Below are 26,686 nucleotides of genomic sequence, written 5' to 3' on the forward strand. Positions count from 1 at the left end.
AGCGGGCGGGAGGCACCGTCAATGCGCGATGAGGCTGGCGCGGATGCTCGACAAAGGGCGACGCCCGGGCAGGTCAACCTGCCCGGGCGTCGCTGTTGGTGCGGGATCAGTGGTTAGCCGAGCTTGATCTTCATCGAGGTGCCGTCCTGCTCCAGAACCTTGATCTTGACACCGGCTGCGGGGAGCTTGACGCCGTGGTTCGGCAACTCCTCGTAGAAGAACTTCTTGGTGTCGTCGAACAGCGGCTCCGCAGCCTGGCCGCGGACGTACTGCGCCTGGCTGTTGAGGTGCAGGGTGAACGAGTCAGCCTTGTTCAGGCTGAACGGTGCGTCGTACACCTGGATCCGGGCGCGCCACGGCTCCCCGGTCAGGTTGTAGAGCGGGCGCGGGTGCGCGTCGATGTACAGGTTGCGACCCTCACCCGGGTGGGCGCCCGTGTCGTTGTCGGCCCAACGGGTGTTCCAGTACGAGATGAGCAGACCCTCCTGGTACGCGTAGTGGTCCACCCAGTCCGGGCGGGTGTTCGCGTAGCCGAAGAAGTACGGGCCGGTCTTCAGGTACTTGTCGTACGACACGTACGACCGGTTACCCGCGATGTAGTAGTTGTCGAACAGCCGGGTGTAGGTCGCCCCGACCACCTGGAACTTGTCGAGGGCCCAACCCGCGTCGGTCTCGGCGCCGTCGCTGAGGATGGTCTGACCGTCGGCGGTCACGGTGATCGCGTCACCGAAGAAGCCGCCCTCGGAGACGCCACCGTCGGTGACGTAGTGCAGGCGGACCTGCGCCACCTTGCCGGCGACCGACGTCAGCGGGATGTTGATGTCCGCCCAGGCGCCATTGCTGCTGCCGTCGAGAGCCGGACGGCCGGCGCCGTCCGTGCCGATCGGCGCGCCGTTGACCGTGCCATCGAGGTCGGTCCAGGTCTGACCGCCGTCCGTCGACGCCTCGAAGTAGAGGTAGTCGTAGGTCGTCTCGATGCTGTACTTGCCCTTGAGCGACAGCGCCGCCGTGGACTTGCCGGTGAGGTCGAACGTCCTCGTCATCTTGCTGTTGAGGTTGTCCTCGTTACCGGAGAAGTACTGCTTGGAGCCTTGGAACGGTGCGCCGTAGTTGAAGGTGTATTCCCTCTTGGGCAGCACGACCACGACGGCCTGCGCTTCCTTCGAGTTGTACTCCTGCGGGCCGAGCTTCAGCGTCTGCTTGTCCCCGGCGATGACCGTCTCGTGGTCGAGCCAGCCGAGCTGGAGCTTGTTCCACGCGCCGAGGTCGCCGCCACGGTCGCCGATGCCGACGTCGTTCTTGGCACCGAGCCGGCTCTGGGCCATCAGGGTCCAGTGCTCGTTGTTGTTGTCCGTCGATCCGTAGTCGTCCGGCAGGCCCAGGTCGTGGCCGTACTCGTGGTAGAAGACGCTGCGGCCGCCGTTTTCCGGCTGGATCGTGTAGTCGCGGATCCAGACGCCGGTGTTGCCGATCTGGGTGCCGCCGATCGGGAAGTTCGGCGGGCCGACGGGCGAGCTGTTGAAGGCAGACCAGCGGTGGCTCCAGATGGCGTCCTCACCCTGCTGCGGGTCGCCGTCGGCCTGGTCGCCGCCGGAGTGGACGATCTGGAAGTGGTCGATGTAGCCGTCCGACTCGTTGAAGTCGCCGTCACCGTCGTAGTCGAACCGGTCCCACTTGTCGAAGGACTTCATCTCCGTGGCGATCTGCGCGTCCGTCCGGCCCTTGGCCTTCTGGTCGACGACCCACTGGTTCGCGGCGTCCTGGATCAGGTTCCAGGTGTTCGGGCAGACGTTGTCGCCACAGACGGCGGGGTCGCCGGTCGGGTCGTCGTCGGCCTTCGGGTCGTCGGAGCGACCGTAGCGGGCCTCGTTGTACCGGACCTTGACCCAGTCGGTCACCTCACCCTCGACGGTGTAGCGACCCGAGGACTGTGCCTCGTAGTACTGCTTGAGCGACTCGTCGCCCGGGTTGGTGCCGAAGTAGACCTGGCGGAAGTGCTCCGGGCTGAAGTCCGGCTGCCAGATGGTGGAGTTGTCCACGGCCCGGTTGGGCTCGGGGATCTTGTTATGCAGCGGCCCCTGGAAGGTCGCCGGCCCGGCGACGTCCGGGTTCATGTCCTTGTCCGGGTAGGACGGGTGCCGCTCGTCACCGAACTCGGCGAGGATCACAAAGATCTTGTCGGTCTGCTGGCGCTTGAGCTCGACGTACTGATCCTTGGTCTTCTTCGCTCCGGCGGCGGCGCGGGCGTTGGTGCCGCTCGTGTCGCTCGTCTCGCCGACCTTGACGACCGTGCTTCCGTTGCGCTCAATCGGCTTGCTCCGACCGCTCAGCACGTCGCTCAGACCCTGCTGAAGCAGCGCGCGGCGCTTGTCCTCGAGCTTGTCGGGGAGTTCGTCCTTCAACGCCTGTGGCTCGGCGGCGGCCGGTGCCGCCGGCAGTTTGGGCTGAGGCGCCGCCGAGGCGGACGGGCCGTAGAACAGGCCCGTCGCCGTCAGTGAGAGCCCGAGCAGACCCACTGCGACTTTGCGCACGTGGTACCTCCGGTTTGAGGGAACCGGCCCAACGGGGGTACGGGCCGGTGGGATATCGATCCCACTAGTGGGACCAAAGGTGAACATAGACACTGCTGCGACGGGTGGGAAGACGCGCGCGTCGATTTGTTGCAAGATTTTGTTGGCAATGCTTTTCACCGTCACACACCGGGGCTTCATCAGCCACGCTGGTCAGCCGAGGGCGGGCGGCTCCGGTTTGCAGTGACCAGCATCGATCAATTCGGTCGGCGTACGACAGTGGGGCCGGCGGCGTTTCCGCCACCGGCCCCACTGTCCACTCAGTGATCAGTTCCTGATCTGCACGACCATGTCATCGGTCGGCTTCTTGCCTTGCTTGACGATCTCGATCCGGGTGCCGGTGCCGGCCACCTTCACCGAGTTCTGCTCGTTGTCCGCCGTCCAGTAGCGGTCCACCGCGCTGTCGTTGAAGACCGGGTTGGCCTTCAACTTCGGCAGGGTGACCGGCACCCCGTTGAGGTGGAAGGTCTGGGCGGGCTTGTCGTGCCGGCTGAACGCCGCGTCGAAGCCGTTACGGCGGTTGGTGACGGTGCCCTGGCCCTTGACCGTGATCGCGCCCGGGCGGACGTCGACCGGCAGGTCCAGGCCGTACCCCGGGTGCTCCGAGGTGTTGTTGTCGCCGTAGGCGTAGTTCACGTACCAGACCAGCATGCCGGGCTGGTTCGCGTACCGCTCCACCCAGCTCGGCCGGGTGTTGCTGAAGCCGTAGTTGTACCCACCGGTCCGCAGGGCGTCGTCGTACCCGACGTAGGTCCGGTTCTCCGCGATGTAGAAGCGGGGGTACGAGGCGGTCACCGAGCCGCCCATCCGGGTGAAGCCGTCGGCGGTCCACTCGGCAGCCAGCGTCTCGGCGTCGTCGGTCCACGCCGCCGTGCCGTCCTTGACCAGCGAAATGTTGTCCAGGAACACGCCCGTCAGGTTCGTCCCGTTGTCGCTCTGGTAGCGGTAGCGGAACTGGATGACCTTTCCGGCGTACGCCGCGAGGTCGTAGTTCAGGTCCACCCACTTGCCGCCGGACGACCCGTCGAGACCGGTCTCCCCGGCGTCGATGAGCGGGCTGTCCAGCGACGCCCAGGTGGCACCGTTGTCGGTCGACACCTCGGCGTAGAAGAAGTCGTAGTCTTCCTCGGTGTCGTACCAGGCCTTGGCGTTGATCGAGGCCGAGCTGGCGCCGGTCAGGTCGAGTTGGCGGGTCAGGCTGCTGTTCAGGTTGTCCGCGCTGCCGCCCCACCACTCGTTCGACCCAGCGAACGGCGTGTTGTAGGTGCTGGTCTTCTCCTGCGGCGGCAGGTTGACGACGACCGCCTGGGCCTTCGGCCCATCGCTGTCACCGGCCGGCCCGAGCGTCACCTGGGTGGTGCCCTTGCCGTACTCCACGGTGGAGTAGTTCAGCCAGCCGAGGAAGAGCTTCGACCAGGGGTCCATGTAGCCCGGGGTCGTCCCGATGTCGTCCTTGCCGCGGCTCAGCCACGAACCAGCGGACATCAGGCTCCAGAACCCGACGCCGTTGTCGCCGCCGACCGTGTCGTACAGGTCCGGCAGGCCGAGGTCGTGGCCGTACTCGTGGGCGAACACGCCCAGGCCGCCGTTCTCCGGCTCCGTGGTGTAGTCGCGGATCCAGAGACCGGTGTCGCCGATCTGCACGCCACCAGCCAGGTTGCCGGCCGGCCCGGCCTTGCCCGCCAGGTCGGTGAAGGCACCCCAGCGGTGCGACCAGATGGCATCCTCGCCCTCGGCGCCACCGCCGGCCTCCTCGCCCTTACCGGCGTGCACCGCCTGGAAGTGGTCGATGTAGCCGTCGGGCTCGTTGAAATTGCCGTCGCCGTCGAAGTCGTACCTGTCCCAGATGTCGAACTGGGAGAGGTACTGCTTGATCTGCTCCGGGGTCTTGCCCAGTCCGATCTGGGAGTCGTACCAGGACGTGGCGCTGTCCTTGATGAAGTTCCAGGAGCCGTCGCTCTCTGGGATGGCGTTGCTGCCGTACCGCGCCTCGTTGAACGGCACGGTGACCCAGTCGCTGACATCGCCACCGACGGTGTAGCGGCCGCCGGACTGCTTCAGGTAGAAGTCCCGCATCGACTCGCCGCCAGTACCGTAGAACGTGTCCAGGTAGTGCTGGCGGTCGTAGTTCGACGACCACGAGGTGGTGTTGTCGTCGGTCGCGCCGCCGTCCCAGTTCCGGTCCGGCTCCTGGATCTGGCCGACCGTCGGGCCGGCCGCCCCGCCGGTGCGCGGGTCGGTCTTGTCGCCGAAGTTCACCAGCATGGTGAAGATCGGGTCGACCTTCGGCGGCTGCTGGTACTCGACGAACCGGTCCTTGATCTTGATGACCTTTGAGCCGTTGCGGGTTTCCAGCTTGGCCTTGCCGGAGAGCAGGTCGGCGATGGCCTGCTTGCGGATCTCCCGCTGCTGATCCGCCTTCGGGTCGGGGAGGTTCTCCCGGCCGTGCTTCGCCTTGTCGGATGAGGGGGTCGGGTTTGCCGCCGGGGCGCCGGAGGCTGGCGTCGCCATGACTCCCGCTGCCAGCAGCGCGGCCGTGGCGGTGGCCAGACCGGCTGTGACTCGTCGCCTCAAAGGTCTCCTCCTTTGTGGACCTGTGTTACATGACAGTGATCGTCGAAGCAGTCACTGTCATGTCGTGCGATACACACCTTTACAGAGCATCCGACCGGTTGTCACGAGTCGATCAAGCGGGCCGAAGGTGATTTTGAGTGGTTTCGGAGCGATAAATCATGACGAAACGGTCGTGGCCCGAGGCAACTATTTACACGACGGTGATGTCAAGATCGTCGATTCCTCGCGGGATTACGAGGTTCCCGATACCTAGCGCCCGAGCCGACGGAAACGTCACGTCCTGCGGTGGGCCCGAACGCGGAACGGCCCGCCCGGAGCATGCTGCTCCGGGCGGGCCGCCGCGTTGATCCGTCAGACGACGGAGCTGTTGCGGGTCACTTCTTCGCCGGGGTGACGAAGATCGTGGCGGACGAGTTGTCCCGTGCCGCCTTCTTGATCGTGAGCGAGACGCCATAGTTCACGCCCAGGTCACCGGGGTTGCCGGTGCCCAGCACGATCGCGCCACCGCTGAGGGTCACGCCGTAGAACTCCGGCGCGGGGCTGCCGTCCGGGTGGGTGACCCGGGTGGTGTACGGCGCATTGTTCCGCGACGGCAGCACCACCGACGCGTCGTTGTCCCGGGCGTAGGGAGCACCGTCGCGCATCTCGATGCCCGGGTACCAGCCCTTGGCGTCGGTGAACGCCTTCACCGGCGGCTGCGCCTTGAACTTCGTGCAGTACGCGCTGTACGGCTCGCCCGCCGCCTCCAGGCACTCCGTGAAGGGGTACGTCTTCTGGAGCGTGAAGGCCGCGTTCGCCGACTGCGGGCGGCTGGGCAGGTTGTCCGTCACCGACGGGTCCTTCGCAGCCGCCACGCCCGTGCGCCGGAGCGGGTCGAAGTGCGAGTCGACGATGAGCAGCCCGCCCTTCGCGCCGTAGCTGGGCAGCGCGGTCATCTGCCCGGTGACGTGGTTGACGTCGCCCAGCGCGGTGTCCCGGTACCAGACCAGCATGCCCGGCGCGTTGTACGAGATCCGGTCGACCTTCCACGCGTCGTGCGAGTAGATCGTGTCATAGGCGTACTGCAGACCCTTGTCGAAGCCGTCGAAGTTGCGCCACTCCGCCAGGTAGTACTGGGCGTGGACCTCGGTGCCGGAGGAAACCTTCCAGCCGGCGCCGGTGGTGTCGACGAAGGTGCCCACGGTGGCCGTCCAGCCGTTGGCGCCGCCCTCGACGTCGTCACTCCAGGTGGTGGCACCGCCGCCGGTGACCGAGAAGTCGTCGGCGAACCAGTTGCGCTCCTGGAACGCCTCGTCGGTGGCCTGGCGCAGCCGCAGTTGCACGGTCGTGCCCGCGTACGCCGACAGGTCGACGTAGTCGTGCCGCCAGCCATTGGTGCTGCCGGTCAGCCCGTACTTCTTGCCGCCGAAGTCGTTCATCCGGCCGTTCGGGTCCGGGTAGCCGTCCGGCGTGGTGACCACCGTGCCGGCCTCGTCGTACACCTTCTGCTCGGTCCAGGTCGTCCCGCCGTCCGTCGAGAGCTCGACGAAGCCGTAGTCCCAGTCCTCCTCGATGATGTAGTTGTTCCACATCCAGAACTTCGAGTCGGCCGCGGCCGGCACGTCGACCGAGCGACTCAGCTTGACGTCAGCCCACTCCTGGTCGTTGTTGCTGTGCCACATCTTCGTGCCGCTGTGCGGCGTGGCAAGCGTCGTCACCTTGTCCGGCAGGTCGACCTTGATGCCGTCCTCGGCGTCGATCGGCGTCCGCGACGTCTGGCCGAGCTTCACCTCGCGGGGGTTCGACCCGGGGCGGATGGCCAGCGGGTCGGCCCAGCCGAGCACCCACTTGTCCCAGATGCCCATGTGCGTCGGCAACGCCTGGAAGATCTCACCCGAGTGCGAGCCCGAGGCCATCAGGTCCCAGAAGTCCACGTCGGAGTCGGCATTGCCGGACGTGTCGTAGAGGTCCGGCAGGCCCAGGTCGTGACCGAACTCGTGGGCGAAGACACCGACACCGGCGTCCTCCGGCTGCACGATGTAGTTCGACACCTTGAGGTTGGTGCCCGGGATGCTGTAGCCACCGGCGACGGTGGAGGAGTGCGCCCACACGGCGTACACACCCTCGGCGCCGCCACCGCGGGACTTGCCCTGACCGGCGTGCACCAGCACGAGGTGGTCGATCACGCCGTCCGGCTCGAAGACGTTTCCGTCACCGTCGCGGTCGGCCTGATCTTCGATGTCGTAGTCGGCCCAGGGGAAGCTCGGGTCCTTCGCGGCGAGCGCGTCGATCGCGTCGGTCGCCAGGCGACCCGCGCCGGCCGGGTTGTCCGGGTGGCCGTTCATCGACTGCTCACGGCCGGGAACCCAGGCGCCGGTCTCGTCCTGGAAGCAGCGGTTGGCCGCGTACCAGCCCTCCGAGTGCGGCACGGTGATCCACGGGCTGGCCTGCCCGGCCACTGTGTACGCGTTCTTCGACATCTCCAGGTACATGTTGTGCATGGTGCGACCGGACAGGTCGATGCCCTTCTTGTTGTCCGGCCCCTTCAGGTCCTTGCGGACCCGCTCGGTGATGCCCTCCTTGCTGTAGAGCATCTTGTTGTAGTGGGTCGGCGAGAAGTCCGGCACCCACATCGAGTTGTTGTCCTCGTACCCGAGGGTCGCCGGGTTCGGGATGTTGTTGTGCTTCGGGCCGTTCTGCACGGTGCCGGGGACGCAGGTCCGGTCCTCGAACACCGTCTTGGGGACCATCACCCCGGTGAAGTCGTCGTTAGCCTTGTCGTTGAACTCGACCAGCAGCGTGAGCAGCTTCGCCGTCTGGGTCGTCGGCGACTTCTTGAACTCACGGGGGTTCTTGCCCGTCTTGATCGACTTGGCTTCGTCCTTGGCCAACTGCCGCGCGGTCACCGGGTTGCCCCGGGCGTGCTTCTGGTCGAACGCGCGCGCGGATTCCGCAGCAGGGGTGTAGACGCCACCCTTGCCCTTCACCTCACGGCCGGTGGTGTCCGGCTGCACCTCCGGCTCGGCGTAGTTGATGTAGTGCTCATCGGCCCCGATCACCGCCCGGGGGGTGACGGACGACGACTGGGCGGCCGCGCTGCCACTCACGGTCAGTGACGTGGCCGCAAGGGCGATGACGGGCAGCGCGACGAGTAGTCGTCGGCGCGACCCCGGATGGGAGGTTCTGTTCATGCCACTCCGTTCTCGGGCAGAGGACGTCGGCCGGCTCCGAGCGCGGTGAGGCGCGTCGATACCGCCCAACGCGCGTGAAACTAGATGAGAATCAACGCGCACGGCGGGATCGTGATCGATGCGTTACCCGTTCGGTCGGGGCGCTGCGTGGCGTACCTCCACACAAGACAACGGTGGGTGACGGTCCGTCCGGACCGCCACCCACCGCTGGGGTACGTCTGCCGTCAGTCCTCGTCGGACTTCGCGCCGGTCATCCCGGAGGAGATGAGGTCCATCACCGACGAGTCCTGCAGCGTGGTCACGTCACCCAGTGACCGGTGCTCCGCCACGTCCCGCAGCAACCGGCGCATGATCTTGCCGGAGCGGGTCTTCGGCAGCTCCGGCACCAGCATGATCTGCCTCGGCTTGGCGATCGGGCCGAGCGTCTTCGACACATGGTTGCGCAGGTCGGCGATGAGCTGCTCACCCGCCTCGCCGGCGATGTCCGTGCTGCCCCGTGGGATGGCGAACGCGACGATCGCCTGACCCGTGGTCGGGTCGGTCGCGCCCACCACCGCCGCCTCGGCGACCGACGGGTGCGACACCAACGCCGACTCCACCTCGGTCGTCGAGATGTTGTGCCCCGACACCAACATCACGTCGTCGACCCGGCCGAGCAGCCAGATGTGCCCGTCGTCGTCCTTCTTCGCCCCGTCACCAGCGAAGTACATGCCCTCGAACCGAGACCAGTACGTGTCGATGAACCGGTCGTCGTCACCCCAGATGGTGCGCAGCATCGACGGCCACGGCTCCCGCAGCACCAGGTAGCCGCCACCACCGTTCGGCACCGACTGGCCCTGGTCGTCCACCACGTCGGCCACGATGCCCGGCAGCGGGGTCATCGCCGAACCCGGCTTGGCCGCGGTCACACCCGGCAACGGGGAGATCATGATGGCGCCCGTCTCGGTCTGCCACCAGGTGTCCACGACGGGCAGTGCACCGCCGCCGATGTGCTCCCTGTACCACATCCAGGCCTCAGGGTTGATCGGCTCACCGACGCTGCCGAGCAGCCGCAGCGACGAGAGGTCGTGGCCGGCCGGGATGTCCTCGCCCCACTTCATCATGGTGCGGATCAACGTCGGCGCGGTGTAGAGGATGCTCACCCGGTACTTCTCGACGATGTCCCAGAAACGGCCCTTGTGCGGCGTGTCCGGGGTGCCTTCGTACATCACCTGGGTGACGCCGTTGGAGAGCGGGCCGTACACGATGTAGGAGTGACCGGTGACCCAGCCGATGTCGGCCGTGCACCAGTAGACGTCCGTCTCCGGCTTCAGGTCGAAGACCGCATTCGCGGTGTACGACGCCTGGGTGAGGTAGCCGCCGGTGGTGTGCAGGATGCCCTTCGGTCGGGCCGTCGTGCCGCTGGTGTAGAGGATGAACAGCGGGTGCTCGGCGTCGAACGGCTGCGCGGTGTGCTCAGCCGACGCGGTCTCGACCGTCTCGTGCCACCAGAGGTCCTTCTCCGACCACGCCACCTCCTCACCGGTCCGGCGCACCACCAGCACGTGCTCCACCGACGGGCAGCTCGCCACCGCCTCGTCGACGGTGGGCTTCAACGCCGACGGCTTGCCCCGCCGGTAGCCACCATCGGCCGTGATCACCACCTTGGCGCTGGCGTCCTGGATCCGGTTGCTCAGCGAGTCGGCCGAGAAACCGCCGAAGACCACGCTGTGCGCGGCGCCGATCCGGGCGCACGCCAACATGGCCACCGCCGCCTCGGGGATCATCGGCAGGTAGATGGCCACCCGGTCGCCAGCGGTCACCCCCAGGTCGGTGAGCGCGTTCGCCGCCCGGCAGGTCAACTCGTGCAGATCGGCGTACGTGATGGTGCGGGTGTCGCCTGGCTCGCCCTCCCAGTGGATCGCCACCTTGTCGCCGCGACCCGCCTCGACATGCCGGTCCAGGCAGTTGTACGCCACGTTGAGTTGCCCGCCGACGAACCACTTCGCGAACGGAGGGTTCGACCAGTCGAGCACCTCGTCCCACTTCTTCGACCAGGCCAGACGATCGGCCTGCTTCGCCCAGAAAACGAGCCGGTCGGCCTCGGCCTCGGCGTACGCGTCGACGGTGACGTTGGCGTGCGCGGCGAGTTCGGCCGGCGGCGGGAACTGGCGCGTCTCACTCAGCAGATTGGCCAATGCCTCGCTCATGCCGTGACTCCTCGTCCTCGGGGTGACCTGCGTCTCGATGGCACGAGGGTAGTCGCGGGGTCCTCGACCGGCCACGGCTGCCCACTCCGTCGCGCCGAGCGGCCCCCGCTACGCGCCCGACGGGCGTCGTAGCCCGTGCCCGGCCCCGCGCCCACCCCGCGCCCACCCCGCGCCCACCCCGCGCCCACCCCGCGCCCACCCCGCGCCCACCCCGCGCCCACCCCGCGCCCCAGCGCCCGCGCCCCAGCGCCCGCGCCCCAGCGCCCGCGGGCCTCGCCTCGCGCTTGATCGACACGAGGTCGGCGATGTGGCGGTATCTCGGCGGTGGGATACCCCCACATCGGCGACCTCGTGTTGACCTTGCCCGGATCGTCCGGTGGCGGGAGCCGCGATGCGGGCGGGTGCGGCCCGGGCGGCCGGGCCGGGTCGCTAGCGTGGCGGGGTGACCACCGACCCGCTCGCACCCCTGCTCGCGCTCGCCGACATCACCGCCGCCGTCGAGTGTTCCCGCGAGCGGTTCGACCAGGCGCTCGGGCACCGTGCGCTGCGCCGGCACGGTGGACAGGTCGCGGCCGAGGTCAGCCTCCGCTCAGCGGTGGCCAGCGCCGCCCTCGAGGGGGCCGTGCACGAACGCGAGGGGGTCCGCGCCGGCACCGTCACCGACCCCGTGCTCCAGGGGGCGCTGCGGGTCGCCGGGGCGCTGCCCGGCCTGAGCGAACTCTGGCCGAAAGCCCCACGGCAGGCTCTCGCGAAACTGCACGTGCTCGCAGCCCGGGACCTGGTGCCGGAAGCCGAGCTGGGCCGCCCGGTAGCCGACCCGGTGGTCGCCACCCGGCTCGACGGGCTGGCCGGGCTGGTCGCCGGTGGCACGAAGGTCTCCCCACTGGTGCTCGCCGCCGTCGTACACGGGGAGTTGCTGAACCTGCGCCCGTTCGCCGGGCCGTCCGGCGTGGTGGCACGCGGGGCCGCCCGCCTGGTGCTGCTCGCCAGCGGCCTCGACCCGCGGGGCCTGCTCGCCGTCGACGTCGGGCACCGCGAGCGGGAGCCCGAGTACGTCGGGTCGGCCGGCGCCTTCGCCACCGGCACCCACGATGGGCTGCGCTCCTGGCTACGCCACTACATGGCGGCCGTCGAGGTGGGCGCCGACCAACTCGCCACCATCGGCGACGAGATCCTCGCCGCCGACTGAACGCTCAGAGGTCAGGCGCTGGCGGCGGCGCGGGTGCGACGGTGCCGGCCGTACCACGCGATGCCGATGGCCACGCCCACGCCGACACCCAGGGCCGCCGCGGCCACCGGGACGGCGGGCCGCTCCCGCAGGCGGCGGCCCAGCGGAATCGGGTGCCGGAACTCCAGCACCGGCCACGCGTTCTCCGAGGCCAGCTTGCGCAGTTGCCGGTCCGGGTTGACCACGCTCGGGTGGCCGACACACTCCAAGAGCGGGCGATCGCTGTACGAGTCGGAGTAGGCGTACGAGTCGGCCAGGTCGTAACCCCGGGCGGCAGCCAACTCGTCGACCGCCTCGACCTTGCTCGGACCGGCCGCGTAGAACTCGACCTCGCCGCTGTACCGGCCGTCCTGCACCGTCATCCGGGTGGCGATCACATCGGTCACCCCGAGCAGCTCGCCGATCGGCCGGACCATCTCCTCGCCGGACGCTGAGACCAGCACCACGTCCCGCCCGGCCGCCTGGTGCTCCTCGATCAAAGCGGCGGCTTCGGCGTACACGTAGGGGTTGATCAGCTCGTGCAGTGTCTCCGCGACGATCTGGCGGACCTGCTCGACCTGCCAGCCCTTGCAGAGCGCAGCCAGGTAGTCCCGTGTTCGGGCCATGGTCTGCTCGTCGGTGCCGCCCAGCCGGAACATCAGCTGCGCGTACGCCGACTTGACGACGTCACGCCGGGTGATCAGCCCGTCCCGGTAGAACGGCCGACCGAACGCCAGGGCGCTCGACTTGGCGATGACGGTCTTGTCCAGATCGAAGAAAGCGGCACTTCGGCCCACGGCGCGAAAGTCTAGCCGGATGGTCTATCGTCGGCGGGTGCCCGGGGTCAGGCCACGCCTCAGACCTGCGGGCTGGCGCCACGATCTCCGCTCCGCGTGATCACGATCACACTCTGCGAGGAGATTTTCGCAGTGCGTGGGGTCGGCACCACTCGACGTGACGGGCCCGCTCAGGCAGACTTGCCCGTACGACGAGCCTTCACATCTTCGAAAACAGACAGACCCTCAGCGGTTGCACCCCCCGTGACCGCTGAGTGGTTCGGCTCGACCCCCCCGGAGCCGAACCTTCGACGACCCCCGTCTCCCCCCGACGGGGGTCGTCCCTTTGCGGGGAGCGCTCCCGGCCAGGTGAAGGCGTGTCTCCGGGGTAGGCCGGTGGAGGGGTGGGCGGGAAGTCAGCGAAGGTCAGCCGGCCCAGGTCGGCGTAGTCCTCGGGCATGTGCGTGTACCGGTCCAGCGTCGTCGACGCCTTCTGCGCCCGCGCGGGTCGACCTGACGTGCGAAGCCGACCAGGGCATCGGGCTGAACGAACAGCGTCATCTCGTCGCCTAATTCACGAGGAAGACGCCGACCAGGCCGGCGACAGTAAAAGCGACGGCAGCTACGAGCACGTAGAAGCGCGCACGAGGCTCCCGCACGGCGTAGGTGCTCAGTCCGAGCGCCCCGCCCACGATGGAGGCGGCGTACCAGGGCAGACGCGCACCAGTGACTTCACCGATGACGAACATCAGAGCGACCAGGACAGCCCAGATTATCGTCCCGAAGGCGATCGACTGTCGTAGGTTCCGATAGGCCGTCGCCTGCAACCACGCAACCGAGTCGCGGTAGACCTCCGCTGCCTCGGCTTGTTCCTCCTCAGGAACCTTCTGCCAAACGCTGCGGTTGCCCGGCCTTCGCCCACGACTCATGCCGGCGAAGCTACCAACCGCAGTCACGCCGCCGCTGCTCTGCGTAACAAGGGTGCAGCAGACCCCATAGATCAGATCAAGTTACTGCGGACCACCCTCTGAGAGCCCACGGCAAACGCCACATCGCCGCCCTGTTCTGCCCTGGCCCTGCTTAGGGATAGATCTGAACGACGCCGTCCGAGGGATCCAGGGCCGCCAAGTCAGGGAGCCGGGCACCAGCCTGTGCCGCGATGGCGGCCACAGCGTCGTAGAAGCCCTCAAACAGTTCGTTGGCCGTGACGAAGTCACCCGAGACATGACTGATGTCCAGCTCCACGAACCGCTGATTCTCCGGCGGCAGCCGCCAAGCTTGCACGGAGACCTCGGCTATCTCGGGCCATCGATATAGCACTGTGCCGGCCACTTCCGCCAGGCTGATGCCGTTGTCGTCAACGAACACCCGACTGACCACGGGATGCAGGGTACCGACTCCATCAATTGGAGCCCGCCAGCCAACGATCGCTCGCACTGATGAAGCCGTTTGCGCCCGTACCCGACCACCAGGACCGATCCATCGGTAATCATCGGCCTCGCCGTGACACAAGCCAGGGTGAGAGTCGCCGAGGCAATGGGGGTTCGGGGTGGGTCCACCGAAGATGCGGGACGAGGACTGGTTCACCAGTCTCTACGCCGCCGAGTACGCGCACATCGTGAGGTACGGCCTGCGCCGACTCGCGGACGCCGACGCGTCGGCGGAGCTGGCCCAGGAGGTCTTCGTCGTCGCCTGGCGGCGTCGCGGCGAGGTGCCAGACCGCAGCCTGCCCTGGCTGTACGGGGTTGCCCGGCGCCTGCTGGCGAACCAGTGGCGCTCGCGGCGCGGTGCCCCGGATGTCCTGCCGATCACCGACGCGGACCTGGCGCGAGTGGCCAGTTCATCAGGTGCCGACGTGACCGTCGGGGTCGCCGATGTCCGGGCCGCGCTGGCCATCCTCAGCGAACTCGATCAGGAGATCCTCCGGCTGGTCGGCTGGGAGGAGTTGACAGTGTCCGAGGCAGCCAAGGTTCTTGGTTGCACCCGGGCGGCTGCGGCGGTGCGCCTGCACCGCGCCCGTCGCCGGCTCGCCGAAGCGATGTCGGACCAGACCATCCACGCCCGGCGCCCGATGTTGGCGACCCTTCGAGAGGATCTGTGATGTTCGGAGCAGCGCGCACCCGTATTCTCCTCGGCCCGGTCGACCCGGCCCGGACCGCCGCCGTCGCGCCGCCGCTGGTCCCGGCACGCGAACTGATCGACCGCGCCGGCACCACCGAAATGGTCGCCGGGCGTCGCCGCGTACGCCCGACTCGCCGCCTGGTCCTGACGGCCGGGACGCTGGCGGTCGCGGCCGGTGCCGTGGCGGTCCTCCAGCCTTTCGACGGGCCCGCACCGGACGCCCCGGGAAACGCGGTGGGGTTGGTACTCGTGCCGGTCGCCTACCAGTTCGACGCGGACCCGCCGGCGGCCGGCCCGCAGCTCCGCGCCCTGGCCGACAAGATCAAGGACGCGGAGTACGACCACAGCGGCGGGCGCTACATGTATCACCACACGAAGCTGTGGGGCGACCCGGTGATGACCTCCGCCGACGGCCGTCACCACATCGCCTACGCCGGGGAGTCGAAGGTCTGGCAGGCCGCAGACGGCACCGGCAGTCAGATCAACATCCAGTTGGAGCCGCAGTACCCGGACCAGGAATCGCAGGACTACTGGCAGCGCAGAATCGATTCTGAGCCGGCAGTCACCAGCACCCCGGCCATGATCCCGCTGCCGCCCATGGAACTCACGCCACCGCCGGCCGACACGTCACGGCTGCGTGAACTGCTGAAGGTCGAGTACGGCCCGGGTGCGGCGAGCAAGGAGGTCAGCACGCTCTACTCGCGGTACGTGGTGTCGCGTGCGACCCGCGCGGAGATCCTGCGGGTCCTCGCCGACGTGCCCGGCTTCCGCTGGCGGGGACAGGTGACGGACCGCGCCGGCCGCGCCGGGGTCGCTGTCACCTTCGACGACCGCGAACACGATGCGCAGTCCCTCCTGATCTTCGACCCGAAGACGGGTGAGCTGCTCGCCCACGAGCGGCTGACGCTGTCGCCCGTGCGGATCAGCTCGTACAAGGTGATCCTCGATGCCGCCTGGACCGACCAACCCGGCTGACCGTCCGCTTCCGGGGCCGCTCCTTTCGGGAGCGGCCCCGCTGCGTTCTCCCAGCAGCTTGAGTTGTGGCCGGACAAGCCGCGCGCGTAGCAGATCAACTGTCGTGGCGGGCGTTGTCCACAGCCCACCTGGTTGTCCACAGGCGGCGCGGTCGGGGCGGCTTGCAGGGCGGTTTCCGAGCAGGGTCGGCGGCATACCAGAGCCCGACCGCTGGAGGCCGCGATGCCATCCCGTACCTCGGTTCCGCCGATCCGCCGGCTTCCGCTGGTCGTCACCGGCGACGAAGATCTACTCGACGATGTGCTCCGGCTCGCCGCTGCCGGCGGCACCGAGGTGGAGCTCGCGGCCGACCCGGCAGCGGCCCGTACCCGCTGGCAAACCGCGCCGCTGGTCCTGCTCGGCGCCGACCAGGCGCAGTCGTGTCTGCGTGCCCGGATGCCGCAGCGGCCTCGGCTGGTGCTGGTTGGCCGGGCTGGTCAGTTCGACCCCGGCTGGCAGATCGCCGAGCTGATCGGGGCTGAGCACGTCGCCATGCTGCCCGCCGCAGAGCCGTGGCTTGTGGATCGGTTCGCCGAACACGGTCCGGACCGTTCGGACGGCGTCGGCGCCCGGGTCGTCGCGGTGTTCGGTGGTCGGGGCGGTGCAGGCGCGAGTGTGCTCGCCGGTGGTCTTGCCGTGACTGCCGCCCGGGCCCGGTTGCGCACCCTGCTGGTCGACGCCGACCCGCTCGGCGGTGGCCTCGACCTCGTGCTGGGCTGGGAGCAGTTGGAAGGTTTGCGATGGCCGTCGCTCACCGGTGCCGACGGACGAGTGGACGCTCCGGCGCTGGTGCAGGCCCTACCCAGCCGAGGTGACCTGGTGGTCCTCTCTTGGGACCGCGGCGAGATGCTGCCGTTGCCGGCGGCGGCAATGGCGGCGACCGTCGACGCCGCCCGGCGTGGGCGAGACTTCGTGGTGGTCGACCTGCCCCGACAGTTGGATGACGCAGCCTTGGTGGCGTTGCAGGCGACCGACCAGGCCTTTGTCGTTGTCCCCGCCGAGCTGCGTGCCACCGCAGCGGCCGCCCGGGTTGTGGCCGCAGCCGCCCCGCACTGCGCTGCGCTCTCGGTGGTGGTGCGCGGGCCCGCCCCGGGCCGGCTGCGCGCCACCGAGGTGGCACGCGCGCTCGGGCTACCCCTGGCTGGCACGCTGCGCCCCGAGCCGGGGCTCTGCCGTGGGCTGGAACGAGGCGAGGCGCCGGCCGCCGGGGGCAAGGGTCCACTGGCGGCCCTCTGCCAACGGATCGTCACCGACCTGACCGGTGTGCCCGCGACGGGTGCGGCATGACCGGCCAGCCGGCCGACGGCACCCTCGCCGCCCGGGTGCGGCAACGGATTGCCGCCGCCACCACTCCGGTGACACCGGCGGCGATCGTCTCCGCCGTACGGGCCGAGCCAAACGCCGCGGTGCTCGGCGACACCGCCGTGCTGCGGATCGCCGACCGGGTGCACGACGATCTCGTCGGCGCCGGGCCGCTGGCCCCACTGCTCGCCGACCCGGAGGTCACTGACGTTCTCGTCAACGGGACCCGGGTCTGGGTCGACCGTGGCTCGGGGCTACAGCAGGTCGCGGTGCCGGTGGGCTCGATGGAGGACGTACGCCGGTTGGCGCAGCGACTGATCGCCAGCGCTGGCCGGCGGCTCGACGACGGCTCTCCGTACGCGGATGCCCGGCTCCCGGACGGCACTCGGCTGCACGCCGTGCTGCCGCCGGTGGCGACCGAGGGGCCTTACCTGTCCCTGCGGACCTTCCGGCACCGGCCGTTCACCCTCGACGAGTTGGTGCGGCACGGGACGGTGCCGCGTCCGGTGGCACCGCTGCTCGCCGCCGTCGTCGCTGCCCGGCTGGCGTATCTGGTGACGGGGGGCACGGGGTCGGGCAAGACGACCCTGCTCAACACGTTGCTGGGGATGGTGCCGGCCACCGAGCGGATCGTGCTGGTGGAGGACGCCGCCGAGCTGCGTCCGGGGCACCCGCACGTGGTGGGGCTCCAGGCGCGGACCGCCAATGTGGAGGGAACGGGCGTGGTCAGCCTCGGCGACCTGGTCCGGCAGGCATTGCGGATGCGCCCGGACCGGCTGGTGGTCGGGGAATGCCGGGGCGGTGAGGTGGTCGACCTGCTGGCCGCGCTCAACACCGGCCACGACGGGGGCGCTGGCACGCTGCACGCGAACACCCCGTCCGATGTTCCGGCCCGGCTGGAGGCGCTGGGCATGTTGGGTGGGCTTCCCCGCTCCGCGCTGCACGCCCAGGTGGCGGCGGCATTGCAGGTGCTGTTCCAGGTCCGGCGCGGTGATCGGGGCCGGGTGCTCGAATCGGTTTGCCTACTGCTGCCCGAAGGGCCGGAACGGTTGGTGACCGTGGTGCCCGCCTGGGTGCGCGGCCGCGGGCTCGGGCTGGCCGCCCGTGCACTCGGGGCGCTGCTACGGGAGCGTGGGGTGGCGGTGCCGCCGATCCTCAGCGAGCCGTGGCCCGGATCGGCGGGCCCGGCATGACCGGCGGGACGGTGCTGGTGGCGGCGCTGCTCCTGGTCGCCGCCACCCTGGTGGCGTGGCCCGTGCACAGCATCCGGGCCCGCCGGCGCCGCGTGCTGGCGACGGGGCGTGCGAGTGGCGTCGTCGACCCCGATGACGTGCTCGTGGAGTGGATCCGGGAACTCGGCCGTACGCCCGACGGGCCGACCGACGGGGCAGGTGACTCGCCGACTCCGGGTCAGCTGGCCGGCGTCCCGTATCAGCCGCAAACCATTGCGGGTTCGAACGGGAGACGGACGGCGCTCGGCTGGCCCAGCCGGGACGTCACCGGCAGGCAGGGCTGGCCCGGGGCGGCGGGTGGGTCGATGGGGTCGACGCGTCCGGCGGGCCCGAGCCGCCCGCCGATCCGTCGGGACCCCCGGCGCCCGAGCGCCGCCGGGCAGGCGGCCACGACCTTGGACGCGACACCGCAGGGTGGCACATCCGTGGTCGCGATCGACAGCGGCGGTGTCGAAATGAGCTGCCTGGGCGACACGTCCGGGCCTGCTACGGCCGAGGGGGCCGGGGGTGTCGTTCGCGGTGACGAGCGGTTCGTCGGCTCGGTCGACCTGACGGCCGGCGAGCCGAGCGCGGGTTCACCGGAGCGCGTCTCACTATCGGCGCGGCGTGTGCTGCCGTTGGTCGGTCTGCTGGGAGGGGGCGTCGGTGCCGTGGTTGGAGGCCCGGTGGCCGCCGTAGCGCTGGGTGGGTACGGCGCGCTGGCCGTGCGGGCCGTGCTGCGGTGGCGACTCAACCGGAGCGCCGAGCGAAGCCGACGACATGGGCTGGACCAACTGTGTGGCCTGGCGGCGGACCTCCGGGCCGGCCTGCCCGTCCAGCACGCGGTCGCGGCCGCCGCCGCTGGGCGGGACGGGTCGGACCGGCTGCGCCAGCTGACCACGGCGGCAGTGCGACTGGCTGACCGGACCGGCGCACCGCTGGCGGAACTCGTCGAGCGAATCGAGGCGGACGCTCGGGCGACCGACCGGGGTCTGGCGGCCGCAGCGGCCCAGGCAGCCGGCGCCCGTGCCACGGCCTGGCTGTTGGCGGCCCTGCCGATCGGCGGGATCGGCCTCGGCTACGGGATAGGTGTCGACCCCGTGGCGGTGCTCCTGCACAGCACGGTCGGTGGAGCCTGTGCGGTTCTCGCGGTCGCCCTGCAGGTCGTGGGCCTCCTTTGGGCAGAACGGCTTGGCGCGACGCCGGGGCGGGCCGGGTGATGCATCGGGGCCCAGCGAGCCGACGCAGCCTCGCCGGTGGGCGGCGGCCGGACGCGATCCGGCTCGCCGCGGCGCTGGGCGGGCTTGCCGTGGCCGTGGTCATCGAGGGCTGGCTCGGGCTGCTCGGCGCGGTCCCGACCGCGTTCCTGCTGGATTTCCTGCTGCGGCGGATCGAGCCGCCGGGAGTGCGCAGACGGCGGCTTCAGGAGGCCGTCGACCTGCCGCTCGCTGTCGACCTGCTGGCCGCCGCGATGCGAGCGGGCGCCCCGGTGGATCGCTCGGTGCTGGCCGTCGCCGAGGCGCTGAACGGACCACTCGCCGGCCGGCTGGCCCGGGTCGGCCGCACGTTGCTGCTCGGCGGCGGCCCGGCGGAGGCGTGGTCCGCGCTGGACGGGGTGCCCGGCGCGGAGCGCTTGACCGCAGCGGCGTTGCGCTCGGCCAACAGCGGTGCCGCCCTGGCCGGTGCACTGACCCGGCTCGCCGACGACCTGCGCGCCGACCGGGCCACCGCTGCCGAGGCGTCAGCCCGCCGGGCGGGCGTGCTCATCGTCCTGCCGCTGGGGCTCTGCTTCCTGCCGGCGTTCATTCTCGCCGGCCTGGTGCCGGTGATCGTCGCCGTTCTCGGCGACGTGCTCTGACCCATCGAGAAGGGAAACAGCCATGCGCAAACTCATCGCCCGCCTGCGCGGCGACGCCGGGATGAACACTGCCGAGTACGCCGTCGGCACGCTCGCCGCGGTTGCCTTCGCCGGGATCCTGCTGAAGGTTCTGACCTCCGGCAACGTCCAGTCGGCGCTGACCGCTGTCATCGACCGGGCGCTGAAGTGATCGGGCGCCGGTGGGCCGGCCGCGAGCCACGGTCTGCCACTCCTGGGCTGGCGGCGGGCCGTGGGCGGAGATTCCGCGCCGTCGACCAGCCCGCTGACGGGGACCGGGGGTCGTTCACCGCTGAACTGGCGGCCGGCCTGCCGGCGCTGCTCCTGCTCCTGCTGGCCAGCCTGACTGCGGTCAACGCCGTCAGCGCCCAGGCGAGCTGCCTGCACGCGGCCCGGGAGGCGGCGCTGGCCGCCGCCCGGGGCGCCGAAGGCAGCGCGGGCAGCGGGCGCGCAGCCCCGCCAGGGGCGGAGGTGTCGGTGTCCATCGACGGCGGCCGGGCTCAGGCGACGGTACGCGCGCCCGTCCGCACACTGGGCGGCCGGCTGCCGCGGATCACCGTGGTCGCCACTGCCGTCGCAGCCGTGGAGCCCGGCGCTGACGAGGGGAGTTGGTGATGCGACGACTTGACCTACGGCCACTGCGCCGCCGCCACGGTCTGAACGCCGAGCGGCTCGATAATGCACGGCCGGACATGGAGCGAGGTGGTGCGACTGTCCTGCTGCTGGCGATAGGGCTGGTCCTCGTGCTGTTCGGGACGTTCGGCGCCGCTGTCGCCGCAGCTGGGATGGCGGGTCAGCGGGCGACGGTGGCAGCCGATCTCGGCGCGCTGGCCGGAGCCGCCCGGGCATTCGACGGGGACGCGATGGCCTGTGCGTCCGCTGCCGACATCGCCGGCCGCAACGGTGCCCGGTTGGTCGACTGTCGCCTCGACGGGCTGGATCTGCTGGTGACCGTCGAGGTGGCGTTCACACCGCTCCCTGGCCTGACTCGGGTCGCGGCGTCAACGGCCCGCGCCGGGCCGGTGCGTGGCTGAGTAGGCAGCCCGGTGCGCGTTAGGCCGGCGCGAGAACCTCAGCGATCATTCGGTGCCCTTGGGCTTCGAACGCTTCGTCGCCGACCCGGTAGGCCCAGGCTGCCGTGCCGATTGCCTCACGGACTCGATTGCGGTGCCACGCGGGCGTCTGGCGCGGATCGAACCCGTACCCATCGAGGAACGCTCTCTCAAGCTTCGAATCGCGGCGGAATTCCTGGGCGGACAGCCGGGTGAAGTCCGTGTAGGCGGGACGCATCGACGCCCGACCGAAGTCGATGATGCCGACGATGTTGTTGTGGATCAGCCAGTTCCGGGGCTGCCAGTCTCCGTGAGTCGGCACGAGCAGAGCCTCCGGCGTCGGCCAGCTGGTGATCTCGGCGCGCAACCGTTCCACCGTGCTCGTAGCGATTCGGTGAGGGCCGCCGAGAGAGGTGAGTGACTTTTCGTTCTCCCGCTTCTCGTAGTCGGCGTCGGCGATGCGGGTCTGTGCGTGGAGCAGCGCGAGGAGTTCGCCTGCCTCCCGGTAGGTCGCGGGAACGTCAGCGTGTTCGCTGCCGAGCACCAGCTCACCCGGCAGATATCTCGTGACGAGGAGCTTCGCCTCCGAATCGCCGTACTCCAGCACCGGTGCGCGGCCCAGGCTGGTCCAGGGACTCAGCCAGTTGAGATGGGCACGCAGTTCGCGTTCGACGTGGTGGTCATCGTCACCGCCGGCTTTGACGATGAATCGTGACCCGGCGTACGTCATCTCCAGAACCGTCGTCTGCACCAGGCCCCAGCTGTGGTCCTTCTCGACGATCGCACTGGGAAGCCATTGATCCAACAGGGCTCGCTGCCGCGTCGACAGATTGGCGCGTCCGAAAGCCATGGCGGAAATCCTACGAGGGCAGGGAACCTCGTCGAGCAACTTCAGCCGCCCGACCGCCCCGCCCATCTCCTGATCCGCACAACATCAGGGAAAGTGCTGCCTCGGGCGTCCTGGAGACAGCACTTTCCCTGTAGATGCGCGGATCTTGCACCAGACCGTGGGAGGAGTGGACAGCACACGGGCCGGGCCGGTTGCGGCCTGCGGGCGTGGAGTACCCGCCAGCGGCCGAGGGTGGGGTCGGTTTGTCAGCGGGCCTGGAGCGCGTCGAGGGCGACGGCCATCGCGATGACCAGGCGGCGGTCGATCTGCGGGTGCTGCACCTCGACGATGTACTTGTCGCGCAGGCCCCACTTCTTCACCACGGTGAAGATCGGCTGGCCACCGGCGGTGAAGTCGAAGTGGTACGGCAGCCAGGACAGCGAGTCGACGAACCGGCGCAGCAGAGCCACCGGCAGGCTGCGCTCCTGGCCCGTGACCTGCGGCAGGTTGTCCTGCTCGACGTGCCAGGTGGACCGGAGCAGCGACTGGGCGAAGTCTTTGCGGAACAGGCCGATCGGGTTACCGGCCGCGTCGGTCACGTCGTACGTGGCGCCGAGGTCGATGCGCTGGCGGGCCTTGAAGCCGAGCAGAGGCTGCTGCTTGGTGTCGTCCGTGTAGATCGTCACCTGCTCCTTGAAGGCGAGCCGCTTCTGCTGCGCGAACGCCAGCAGCTCACCCTCGGTGCCGTCCGGGGAGACCGTCCGGACCTCGTACTGGTTGACCATCATGCGCAGTCGCTGGCGGACGTAGAACTGGTGCTGGCTCTGCAAGTTGTCGAGCTGCATGTGAACTCCTAAGGGGGGTTGCTCCGCCGGAGTCTCGCACAGCCCGACACTTGTTGTCGGCTCGCTCTTGCCCGCCCTCCCGGCCGGAGGTCAGTGGCCGTCGACTGTGGCGCGGAGCGCCCATCCGTTGAGGACCTGGTGGATGCCGCGTAGCTGCTCGTTGATCTGCTCCAGACGTTCCGCCTGGGCCAGGGCAGCCAGCGCGGACCCAAGCGCGATCTGCTGGTCGAGGGTGAGTTGATCCTGGTCGATGGTGTAGAGCAGGTCGACGGTCTCGGCGATGGTGTCGGCCACGGCTCCTCCTCGGGGGCGGGGGGTGATCAGCAGCATGGGCATCGATGGAAGCGCTCCCACATCATTGTGCCCCGTGCCATGCCGATTCATGCAACCCGCTTACTCGGGCAGGTTCGCCAAGACCACGTCGAGCACCCGGATGGCGTCCGGCTTGGAGAGCGGGTTGTTTCCGTTGCCGCATTTCGGCGACTGCACGCAGGACGGGCAGCCGGTCTCACAGCCGCACTCGGCGATCGCGTCCCGGGTTGCCCGCAGCCACGCCGACGCCGTCCCGTACGCCCGCTCGGCGAACCCGGCGCCACCCGGGTGCCCGTCGTAGACGAAGACGGTCGGCGCCTCGGTATCCGGGTGAACCGCCGTGGAGAGCCCGCCGATGTCCCACCGGTCGCAGGTGGCCATCAGCGGCAGCAGGCCGATCGCGGCGTGTTCGGCAGCGTGCAGCGCACCCGGCACGTCGGCCGACTTGACCCCGGCAAGAGCCAACGACTGCGGCGACAGGGTGAACCAGACAGCCACCGTCCGTAGCTCCCGGGTGGGCAGGTCGAGCGGTCGGGTGTCGATCACCTCGCCGGTGGCGATCCGCCGCCGCTGGTACGACACCACCTGACTTGTCACGTCCACCTCGCCGAGGAACATGCCGACCGGCCCGGCGTCCACGTAGGAACGCACCGACACCACCGACAGGTCGGTGACGTCACGGGCGTGGGTGGACCAGTCCGGCTCCTCGACGTGCACCAGCGCACAGCCGTCGGCTAGGTCGAGATCGTCGACCACGTACGAGACTCCCTGGTGCAGGTAGACCGCGCCGGGGTGGAGCAGGAAGTGCGACGAGCCGCCGTCCACCGTGCCGAGCAGCCGGCCGGTCGACGACTCCACCACCGCGATCGGGGCGCCGCCCTCACCACGCAGGTCTACCTCGGGCCGCTCCCGGTGCCGCCAGTACCAGCCGGTGGGCCGCTGCCGCAGCGCCCCGGCCGCTACCAACTCGTCGACCGCCTCCTTCGCCCCGTCGCCGAAGAGCACCAGGTCGGCCGGTGTGAGCGGTGCCTCGACGGCAGCGCAGGCGAGCTGCGGTGCCAGCACGTACGGGTTGGCCGGGTCGAGCACCGTCGCCTCGACCGGCGCACCGAAGATCGCCTCCGGGTGGTGCACCAGGTAGGTGTCCAGTGGGTCGTCCCGGGCCACCAGAACGGCGAGGGCCTCCTGCCCGGAACGCCCGGCCCGGCCCGCCTGCTGCCACAGTGACGCCCGGGTGCCCGGGTAACCGCAGATCAGGACCGCGTCCAGCCCGACCAGATCCACGCCCAGCTCCAGCGCGTTGGTGGAGGCCAGGCCGAGCAGGTCGCCGTGCAGCAGCGCCCGTTCCAGCTCGCGCCGCTCCTCGCGCAGGTAGCCGCCCCGGTAGGCGGCGACCCGGTCGCCGAGCCCCGGCACCGCGTCGTCCAGCGCCCGGCGGGCACTTGCCGCCACGACCTCGGCGCCCTTGCGGGAGCGGACGAACGCGAGTGTGCGTACTCCCTCGGCGACCGTGTCGGCGAGCAGGTCCGCGGTCTCGCGAAGCGCCGACCGGCGGACCTGGATGAGGTCGGTCTCAGCATCGTGCCCACCCGTCGCCTGCGCGGGCACCGCCGAGGGGGCCGAGGAGTCTGGTGGTAGCAGCGGCGGCTCCCAGAGCGCGAAGGTCACCCCGCCGCGCGGTGACGCGTCCTCGGTGACCGCCGTCACCGGCAGGCCGGTCAGCCGCCCGGCCGCGGTCGCCGGGTCACCGGAGGTCGCCGAGGCGAGCACGAACACCGGGGTGGCTCCGAACCGGGCGCACTGCCGACGCAGTCGACGCAGCACGTGTGCCACGTGCGAGCCGAACACGCCCCGGTAGGTGTGGCACTCGTCGATCACCACGTAGGCGAGTCGACGCAGGAAACCGGACCATTGGGCGTGCCCGGGCAGGATGCCGTGGTGCAGCATGTCGGGGTTGGTCAGCACGAACCGGGAATGTCGGCGGATCCACTCCCGCTCGGTGCGCGGAGTGTCACCGTCGTAGCAGGCTGGGCGTACCCCCTCCAGTTCGAGCGCGGCGACGGCCCGCAGTTGGTCGGCGGCGAGCGCCTTGGTGGGCGCCAGATAGAGCACGGTGGCCCGGGGGTCGGCGAGCAGGGTGGCCAGGGCCGGGAGCTGGTACGCCAGTGACTTGCCGGACGCGGTGCCGGTGGCGACCACCACATGTTCGCCCTCGTACGCCAGGTTGGCCGCCTCGGCCTGATGCTGCCAGGGCGCGACCACGCCGCGTTGGGCGAACGCCGCTCGCAGCTCCGCAGGCGCCCACGTCGGCCACGGCGCGGGCACGCCGGCGCGGGCCGGCACCCGCTCGACGTGGGTGACCGGGTCGGCGGCGCCCCGGGCCCGCAGCCGGCGCAGCAGGTCGGTCGGCGATGGCCCAGGGCCGGGACCAAGGTCCGTCGGCGATGGCCCAGGGCCGGGACCAGCGGATACGGTTGCCGCGGGCGACGACTCCAGGTCTGGGCGCGGCGTGTGACGCGCCGAGCTGAAGTCGTTGGAGGTCACGCCCTGCACTCTCGCACTGGTGTTCGGAGATGAAAAGTCGGGCCGGGGGGTAAGAGGAAGCCGTCGCTGGCGTCCGCAGGCCGCACCGGCGGAAGTGGTTAGATGCCCACGAGAGTTTACGGCTCTGGCGAGGAGGACCGATGGAGCTGTCGCTGGCGACCCGCACCGTGGGCAAGCACACGGTGCTCGAGGTCGGTGGTGAGGTGGACGTCTACACCGCGCCCCGGCTCCGCGAACGACTCCTCGAGTTGATCGATAGTGGTGCCCATCACGTGGTGGTCGACCTCGGTCGGGTGGACTTCCTCGACTCCACCGGGTTGGGCGTGCTGGTCGGCGCGCTAAAGCGGCTCCGCTCGGCCGGCGGTTCGTTCGCCCTGGTCTGCGACAAGGAGCCACTGCTCAAGATCTTCCGGATTACCGCACTGGACCAGGTGTTCCCGCTGCATCCGACGGTCGACGCGGCGATCAGCGCCGACCCGGCGGGCGCCAGCGCGTGATGGCGACCGTGAAGCTCTCGTTCTCGCCCGCGCCAGTGCACGTCCGCACCGCGCGGCTGGTCGGAGTTGCCGTCGCCCGGCGTGCCGGGGTCCGGGAGGACCTGCTGGACGAGGTGCGTCTGGCCATCGGCGAGGCGTGCACCCGGGCGGTGGCCCTGCACCGGCAGTACGGCTTGGCCGACCCGGTGCTGGTGGAGATGTCCGACGGTGGCTCGTACGCGGTGCGGGTGGTGGACCGGGCACCGATCGAGGCTGGCATCGGTCTGACCGCGCTGCCGCCGGACGAGCTGGCCAACGAGGCGCTCACCGATGAGGCGCTGACGACGGGTGTCGGGTTCGCGCTGCTCGCAGGCTTCGTCGAGGACCTGCAGGTGCGTCCGGTCGACGAGGGCGTCGGCACCGAGGTGCGGATGGTGTGGCCGGTCGGCCGCTGACCGAAACTGGTTCGTAGGCCGCATCCCCCTGGGGATGCGGCCTTTTTTCATGGACGGGGCCCTATATCAGATTTCGTTTCATAACACAGCGACGAAGATCATCGCGACACGGTGGCACCTGCGTGTGACCTCCGACACTGTGGAGGGCTACAGTACCCGGGTT

The 26,686-nt window shown here is 69.8% G+C and carries 23 protein-coding genes; 12 read left to right on the forward strand and 11 right to left on the reverse strand.

Going from position 1 to position 26,686, the window contains the following annotated elements; all coding sequences use genetic code 11:
• Window positions 1-113: 113 nt before the first annotated feature.
• The 4 genes from ACLQ28_RS06680 to acs form a co-directional block, all read right to left on the reverse strand.
• Window positions 114-2,516, reverse strand: coding sequence for an immune inhibitor A domain-containing protein (locus ACLQ28_RS06680; protein ID WP_425685358.1), 2,403 nt, complete (start codon window positions 2,514-2,516; stop codon window positions 114-116).
• Window positions 2,517-2,837: 321 nt separating this feature from the next.
• A complete protein-coding gene (locus tag ACLQ28_RS06685) occupies window positions 2,838-5,144 on the reverse strand; it encodes an immune inhibitor A domain-containing protein (protein ID WP_425685288.1) in 2,307 nt (768 codons plus the stop codon).
• A 374-nt stretch (window positions 5,145-5,518) separates the two neighbouring features.
• Window positions 5,519-8,314, reverse strand: coding sequence for an immune inhibitor A domain-containing protein (locus ACLQ28_RS06690; RefSeq protein WP_425685289.1), 2,796 nt, complete (start codon window positions 8,312-8,314; stop codon window positions 5,519-5,521).
• Window positions 8,315-8,538: 224 nt separating this feature from the next.
• Window positions 8,539-10,503 carry an acetate--CoA ligase gene (acs, locus tag ACLQ28_RS06695; protein WP_425685290.1) on the reverse strand — a complete coding sequence of 655 codons (1,965 nt, stop codon included), beginning with the start codon at window positions 10,501-10,503 and terminating at the stop codon, window positions 8,539-8,541.
• Between the two features lie 442 nt (window positions 10,504-10,945).
• On the opposite strand from acs, the gene ACLQ28_RS06700 reads away from it, so the two are divergent.
• Window positions 10,946-11,692 carry an oxidoreductase gene (locus ACLQ28_RS06700; protein ID WP_425685291.1) on the forward strand — a complete coding sequence of 249 codons (747 nt, stop codon included), beginning with the start codon at window positions 10,946-10,948 and terminating at the stop codon, window positions 11,690-11,692.
• An 11-nt stretch (window positions 11,693-11,703) separates the two neighbouring features.
• Here ACLQ28_RS06700 and ACLQ28_RS06705 read toward each other — a convergent pair whose 3' ends face one another.
• The 3 genes from ACLQ28_RS06705 to ACLQ28_RS06715 form a co-directional block, all read right to left on the reverse strand.
• The gene (locus ACLQ28_RS06705) at window positions 11,704-12,507 is read right to left on the reverse strand and encodes an HAD family hydrolase (RefSeq protein WP_425685292.1); all 804 of its coding nucleotides are present in this window, start codon (window positions 12,505-12,507) and stop codon (window positions 11,704-11,706) included.
• A gap of 548 nt (window positions 12,508-13,055) precedes the next feature.
• Entirely contained in the window at window positions 13,056-13,415 is a 360-nt protein-coding gene (locus ACLQ28_RS06710) for a hypothetical protein (protein WP_425685293.1), read from the reverse strand.
• A 151-nt stretch (window positions 13,416-13,566) separates the two neighbouring features.
• On the reverse strand, window positions 13,567-13,866 hold the full coding sequence (locus ACLQ28_RS06715) for a PH domain-containing protein (RefSeq protein WP_425685294.1): 300 nt from the start codon (window positions 13,864-13,866) through the stop codon (window positions 13,567-13,569).
• A gap of 169 nt (window positions 13,867-14,035) precedes the next feature.
• Between ACLQ28_RS06715 and ACLQ28_RS06720 the strand changes: the two genes are divergently transcribed.
• The 9 genes from ACLQ28_RS06720 (at window position 14,036) to ACLQ28_RS06760 (ending at window position 21,044) form a co-directional block, all read left to right on the forward strand.
• The gene (locus tag ACLQ28_RS06720; protein ID WP_425685295.1) at window positions 14,036-14,587 is read left to right on the forward strand and encodes an RNA polymerase sigma factor; all 552 of its coding nucleotides are present in this window, start codon (window positions 14,036-14,038) and stop codon (window positions 14,585-14,587) included.
• Window positions 14,587-15,582 (forward strand): CU044_5270 family protein, encoded by a 996-nt coding sequence (locus ACLQ28_RS06725; protein WP_425685296.1) that lies wholly within the window; start codon window positions 14,587-14,589, stop codon window positions 15,580-15,582. The genes ACLQ28_RS06720 and ACLQ28_RS06725 overlap by 1 nt, the downstream gene beginning before the upstream one ends.
• 222 nt (window positions 15,583-15,804) lie before the next feature.
• Window positions 15,805-16,908 (forward strand): septum site-determining protein Ssd, encoded by a 1,104-nt coding sequence (gene ssd, locus ACLQ28_RS06730; RefSeq protein WP_425685297.1) that lies wholly within the window; start codon window positions 15,805-15,807, stop codon window positions 16,906-16,908.
• Window positions 16,905-18,116, forward strand: coding sequence for a TadA family conjugal transfer-associated ATPase (locus ACLQ28_RS06735; protein ID WP_425685298.1), 1,212 nt, complete (start codon window positions 16,905-16,907; stop codon window positions 18,114-18,116). Before ssd ends, ACLQ28_RS06735 begins: the two co-directional genes overlap by 4 nt.
• Entirely contained in the window at window positions 18,089-19,354 is a 1,266-nt protein-coding gene (locus tag ACLQ28_RS06740; protein ID WP_425685299.1) for a hypothetical protein, read from the forward strand. The genes ACLQ28_RS06735 and ACLQ28_RS06740 overlap by 28 nt, the downstream gene beginning before the upstream one ends.
• Complete coding sequence (locus ACLQ28_RS06745; protein ID WP_425685359.1) at window positions 19,354-19,992, forward strand: type II secretion system F family protein; 639 nt, start codon at window positions 19,354-19,356, stop codon at window positions 19,990-19,992. The genes ACLQ28_RS06740 and ACLQ28_RS06745 overlap by 1 nt, the downstream gene beginning before the upstream one ends.
• 22 nt (window positions 19,993-20,014) lie before the next feature.
• Entirely contained in the window at window positions 20,015-20,182 is a 168-nt protein-coding gene (locus ACLQ28_RS06750) for a DUF4244 domain-containing protein (RefSeq protein ID WP_081883916.1), read from the forward strand.
• A gap of 47 nt (window positions 20,183-20,229) precedes the next feature.
• On the forward strand, window positions 20,230-20,625 hold the full coding sequence (locus ACLQ28_RS06755; protein ID WP_425685360.1) for a TadE family type IV pilus minor pilin: 396 nt from the start codon (window positions 20,230-20,232) through the stop codon (window positions 20,623-20,625).
• Window positions 20,626-20,702: 77 nt separating this feature from the next.
• Complete coding sequence (locus ACLQ28_RS06760; RefSeq protein ID WP_425685361.1) at window positions 20,703-21,044, forward strand: Rv3654c family TadE-like protein; 342 nt, start codon at window positions 20,703-20,705, stop codon at window positions 21,042-21,044.
• A 19-nt stretch (window positions 21,045-21,063) separates the two neighbouring features.
• Here the strand turns inward: ACLQ28_RS06760 and ACLQ28_RS06765 are convergent, their stop codons facing one another.
• The 4 genes from ACLQ28_RS06765 to ACLQ28_RS06780 form a co-directional block, all read right to left on the reverse strand.
• Window positions 21,064-21,978, reverse strand: a complete 915-nt coding sequence (locus tag ACLQ28_RS06765; RefSeq protein ID WP_425685300.1) for a phosphotransferase family protein — start codon at window positions 21,976-21,978, stop codon at window positions 21,064-21,066.
• A 179-nt stretch (window positions 21,979-22,157) separates the two neighbouring features.
• Window positions 22,158-22,736 carry a hypothetical protein gene (locus tag ACLQ28_RS06770; RefSeq protein ID WP_425685301.1) on the reverse strand — a complete coding sequence of 193 codons (579 nt, stop codon included), beginning with the start codon at window positions 22,734-22,736 and terminating at the stop codon, window positions 22,158-22,160.
• A 90-nt stretch (window positions 22,737-22,826) separates the two neighbouring features.
• Window positions 22,827-23,030, reverse strand: coding sequence for a hypothetical protein (locus ACLQ28_RS06775; RefSeq protein WP_425685302.1), 204 nt, complete (start codon window positions 23,028-23,030; stop codon window positions 22,827-22,829).
• Window positions 23,031-23,129: 99 nt separating this feature from the next.
• Window positions 23,130-25,448: a DEAD/DEAH box helicase gene (locus ACLQ28_RS06780; protein WP_425685362.1), complete on the reverse strand. Its 2,319-nt coding sequence runs from the start codon at window positions 25,446-25,448 to the stop codon at window positions 23,130-23,132.
• 284 nt (window positions 25,449-25,732) lie between these two features.
• Between ACLQ28_RS06780 and ACLQ28_RS06785 the strand changes: the two genes are divergently transcribed.
• Both ACLQ28_RS06785 and ACLQ28_RS06790 read left to right on the forward strand, forming a co-directional pair.
• Entirely contained in the window at window positions 25,733-26,089 is a 357-nt protein-coding gene (locus tag ACLQ28_RS06785) for an STAS domain-containing protein (RefSeq protein WP_425685303.1), read from the forward strand.
• Window positions 26,086-26,523, forward strand: a complete 438-nt coding sequence (locus tag ACLQ28_RS06790) for an ATP-binding protein (protein ID WP_124819720.1) — start codon at window positions 26,086-26,088, stop codon at window positions 26,521-26,523. The genes ACLQ28_RS06785 and ACLQ28_RS06790 overlap by 4 nt, the downstream gene beginning before the upstream one ends.
• The last annotated feature ends 163 nt before the right edge of the window (window positions 26,524-26,686 follow it).

Origin of the sequence: Micromonospora sp. DT201, from assembly GCF_049841575.1 — a bacterium.
Taxonomy (GTDB): Bacteria; Actinomycetota; Actinomycetes; order Mycobacteriales; family Micromonosporaceae; genus Micromonospora.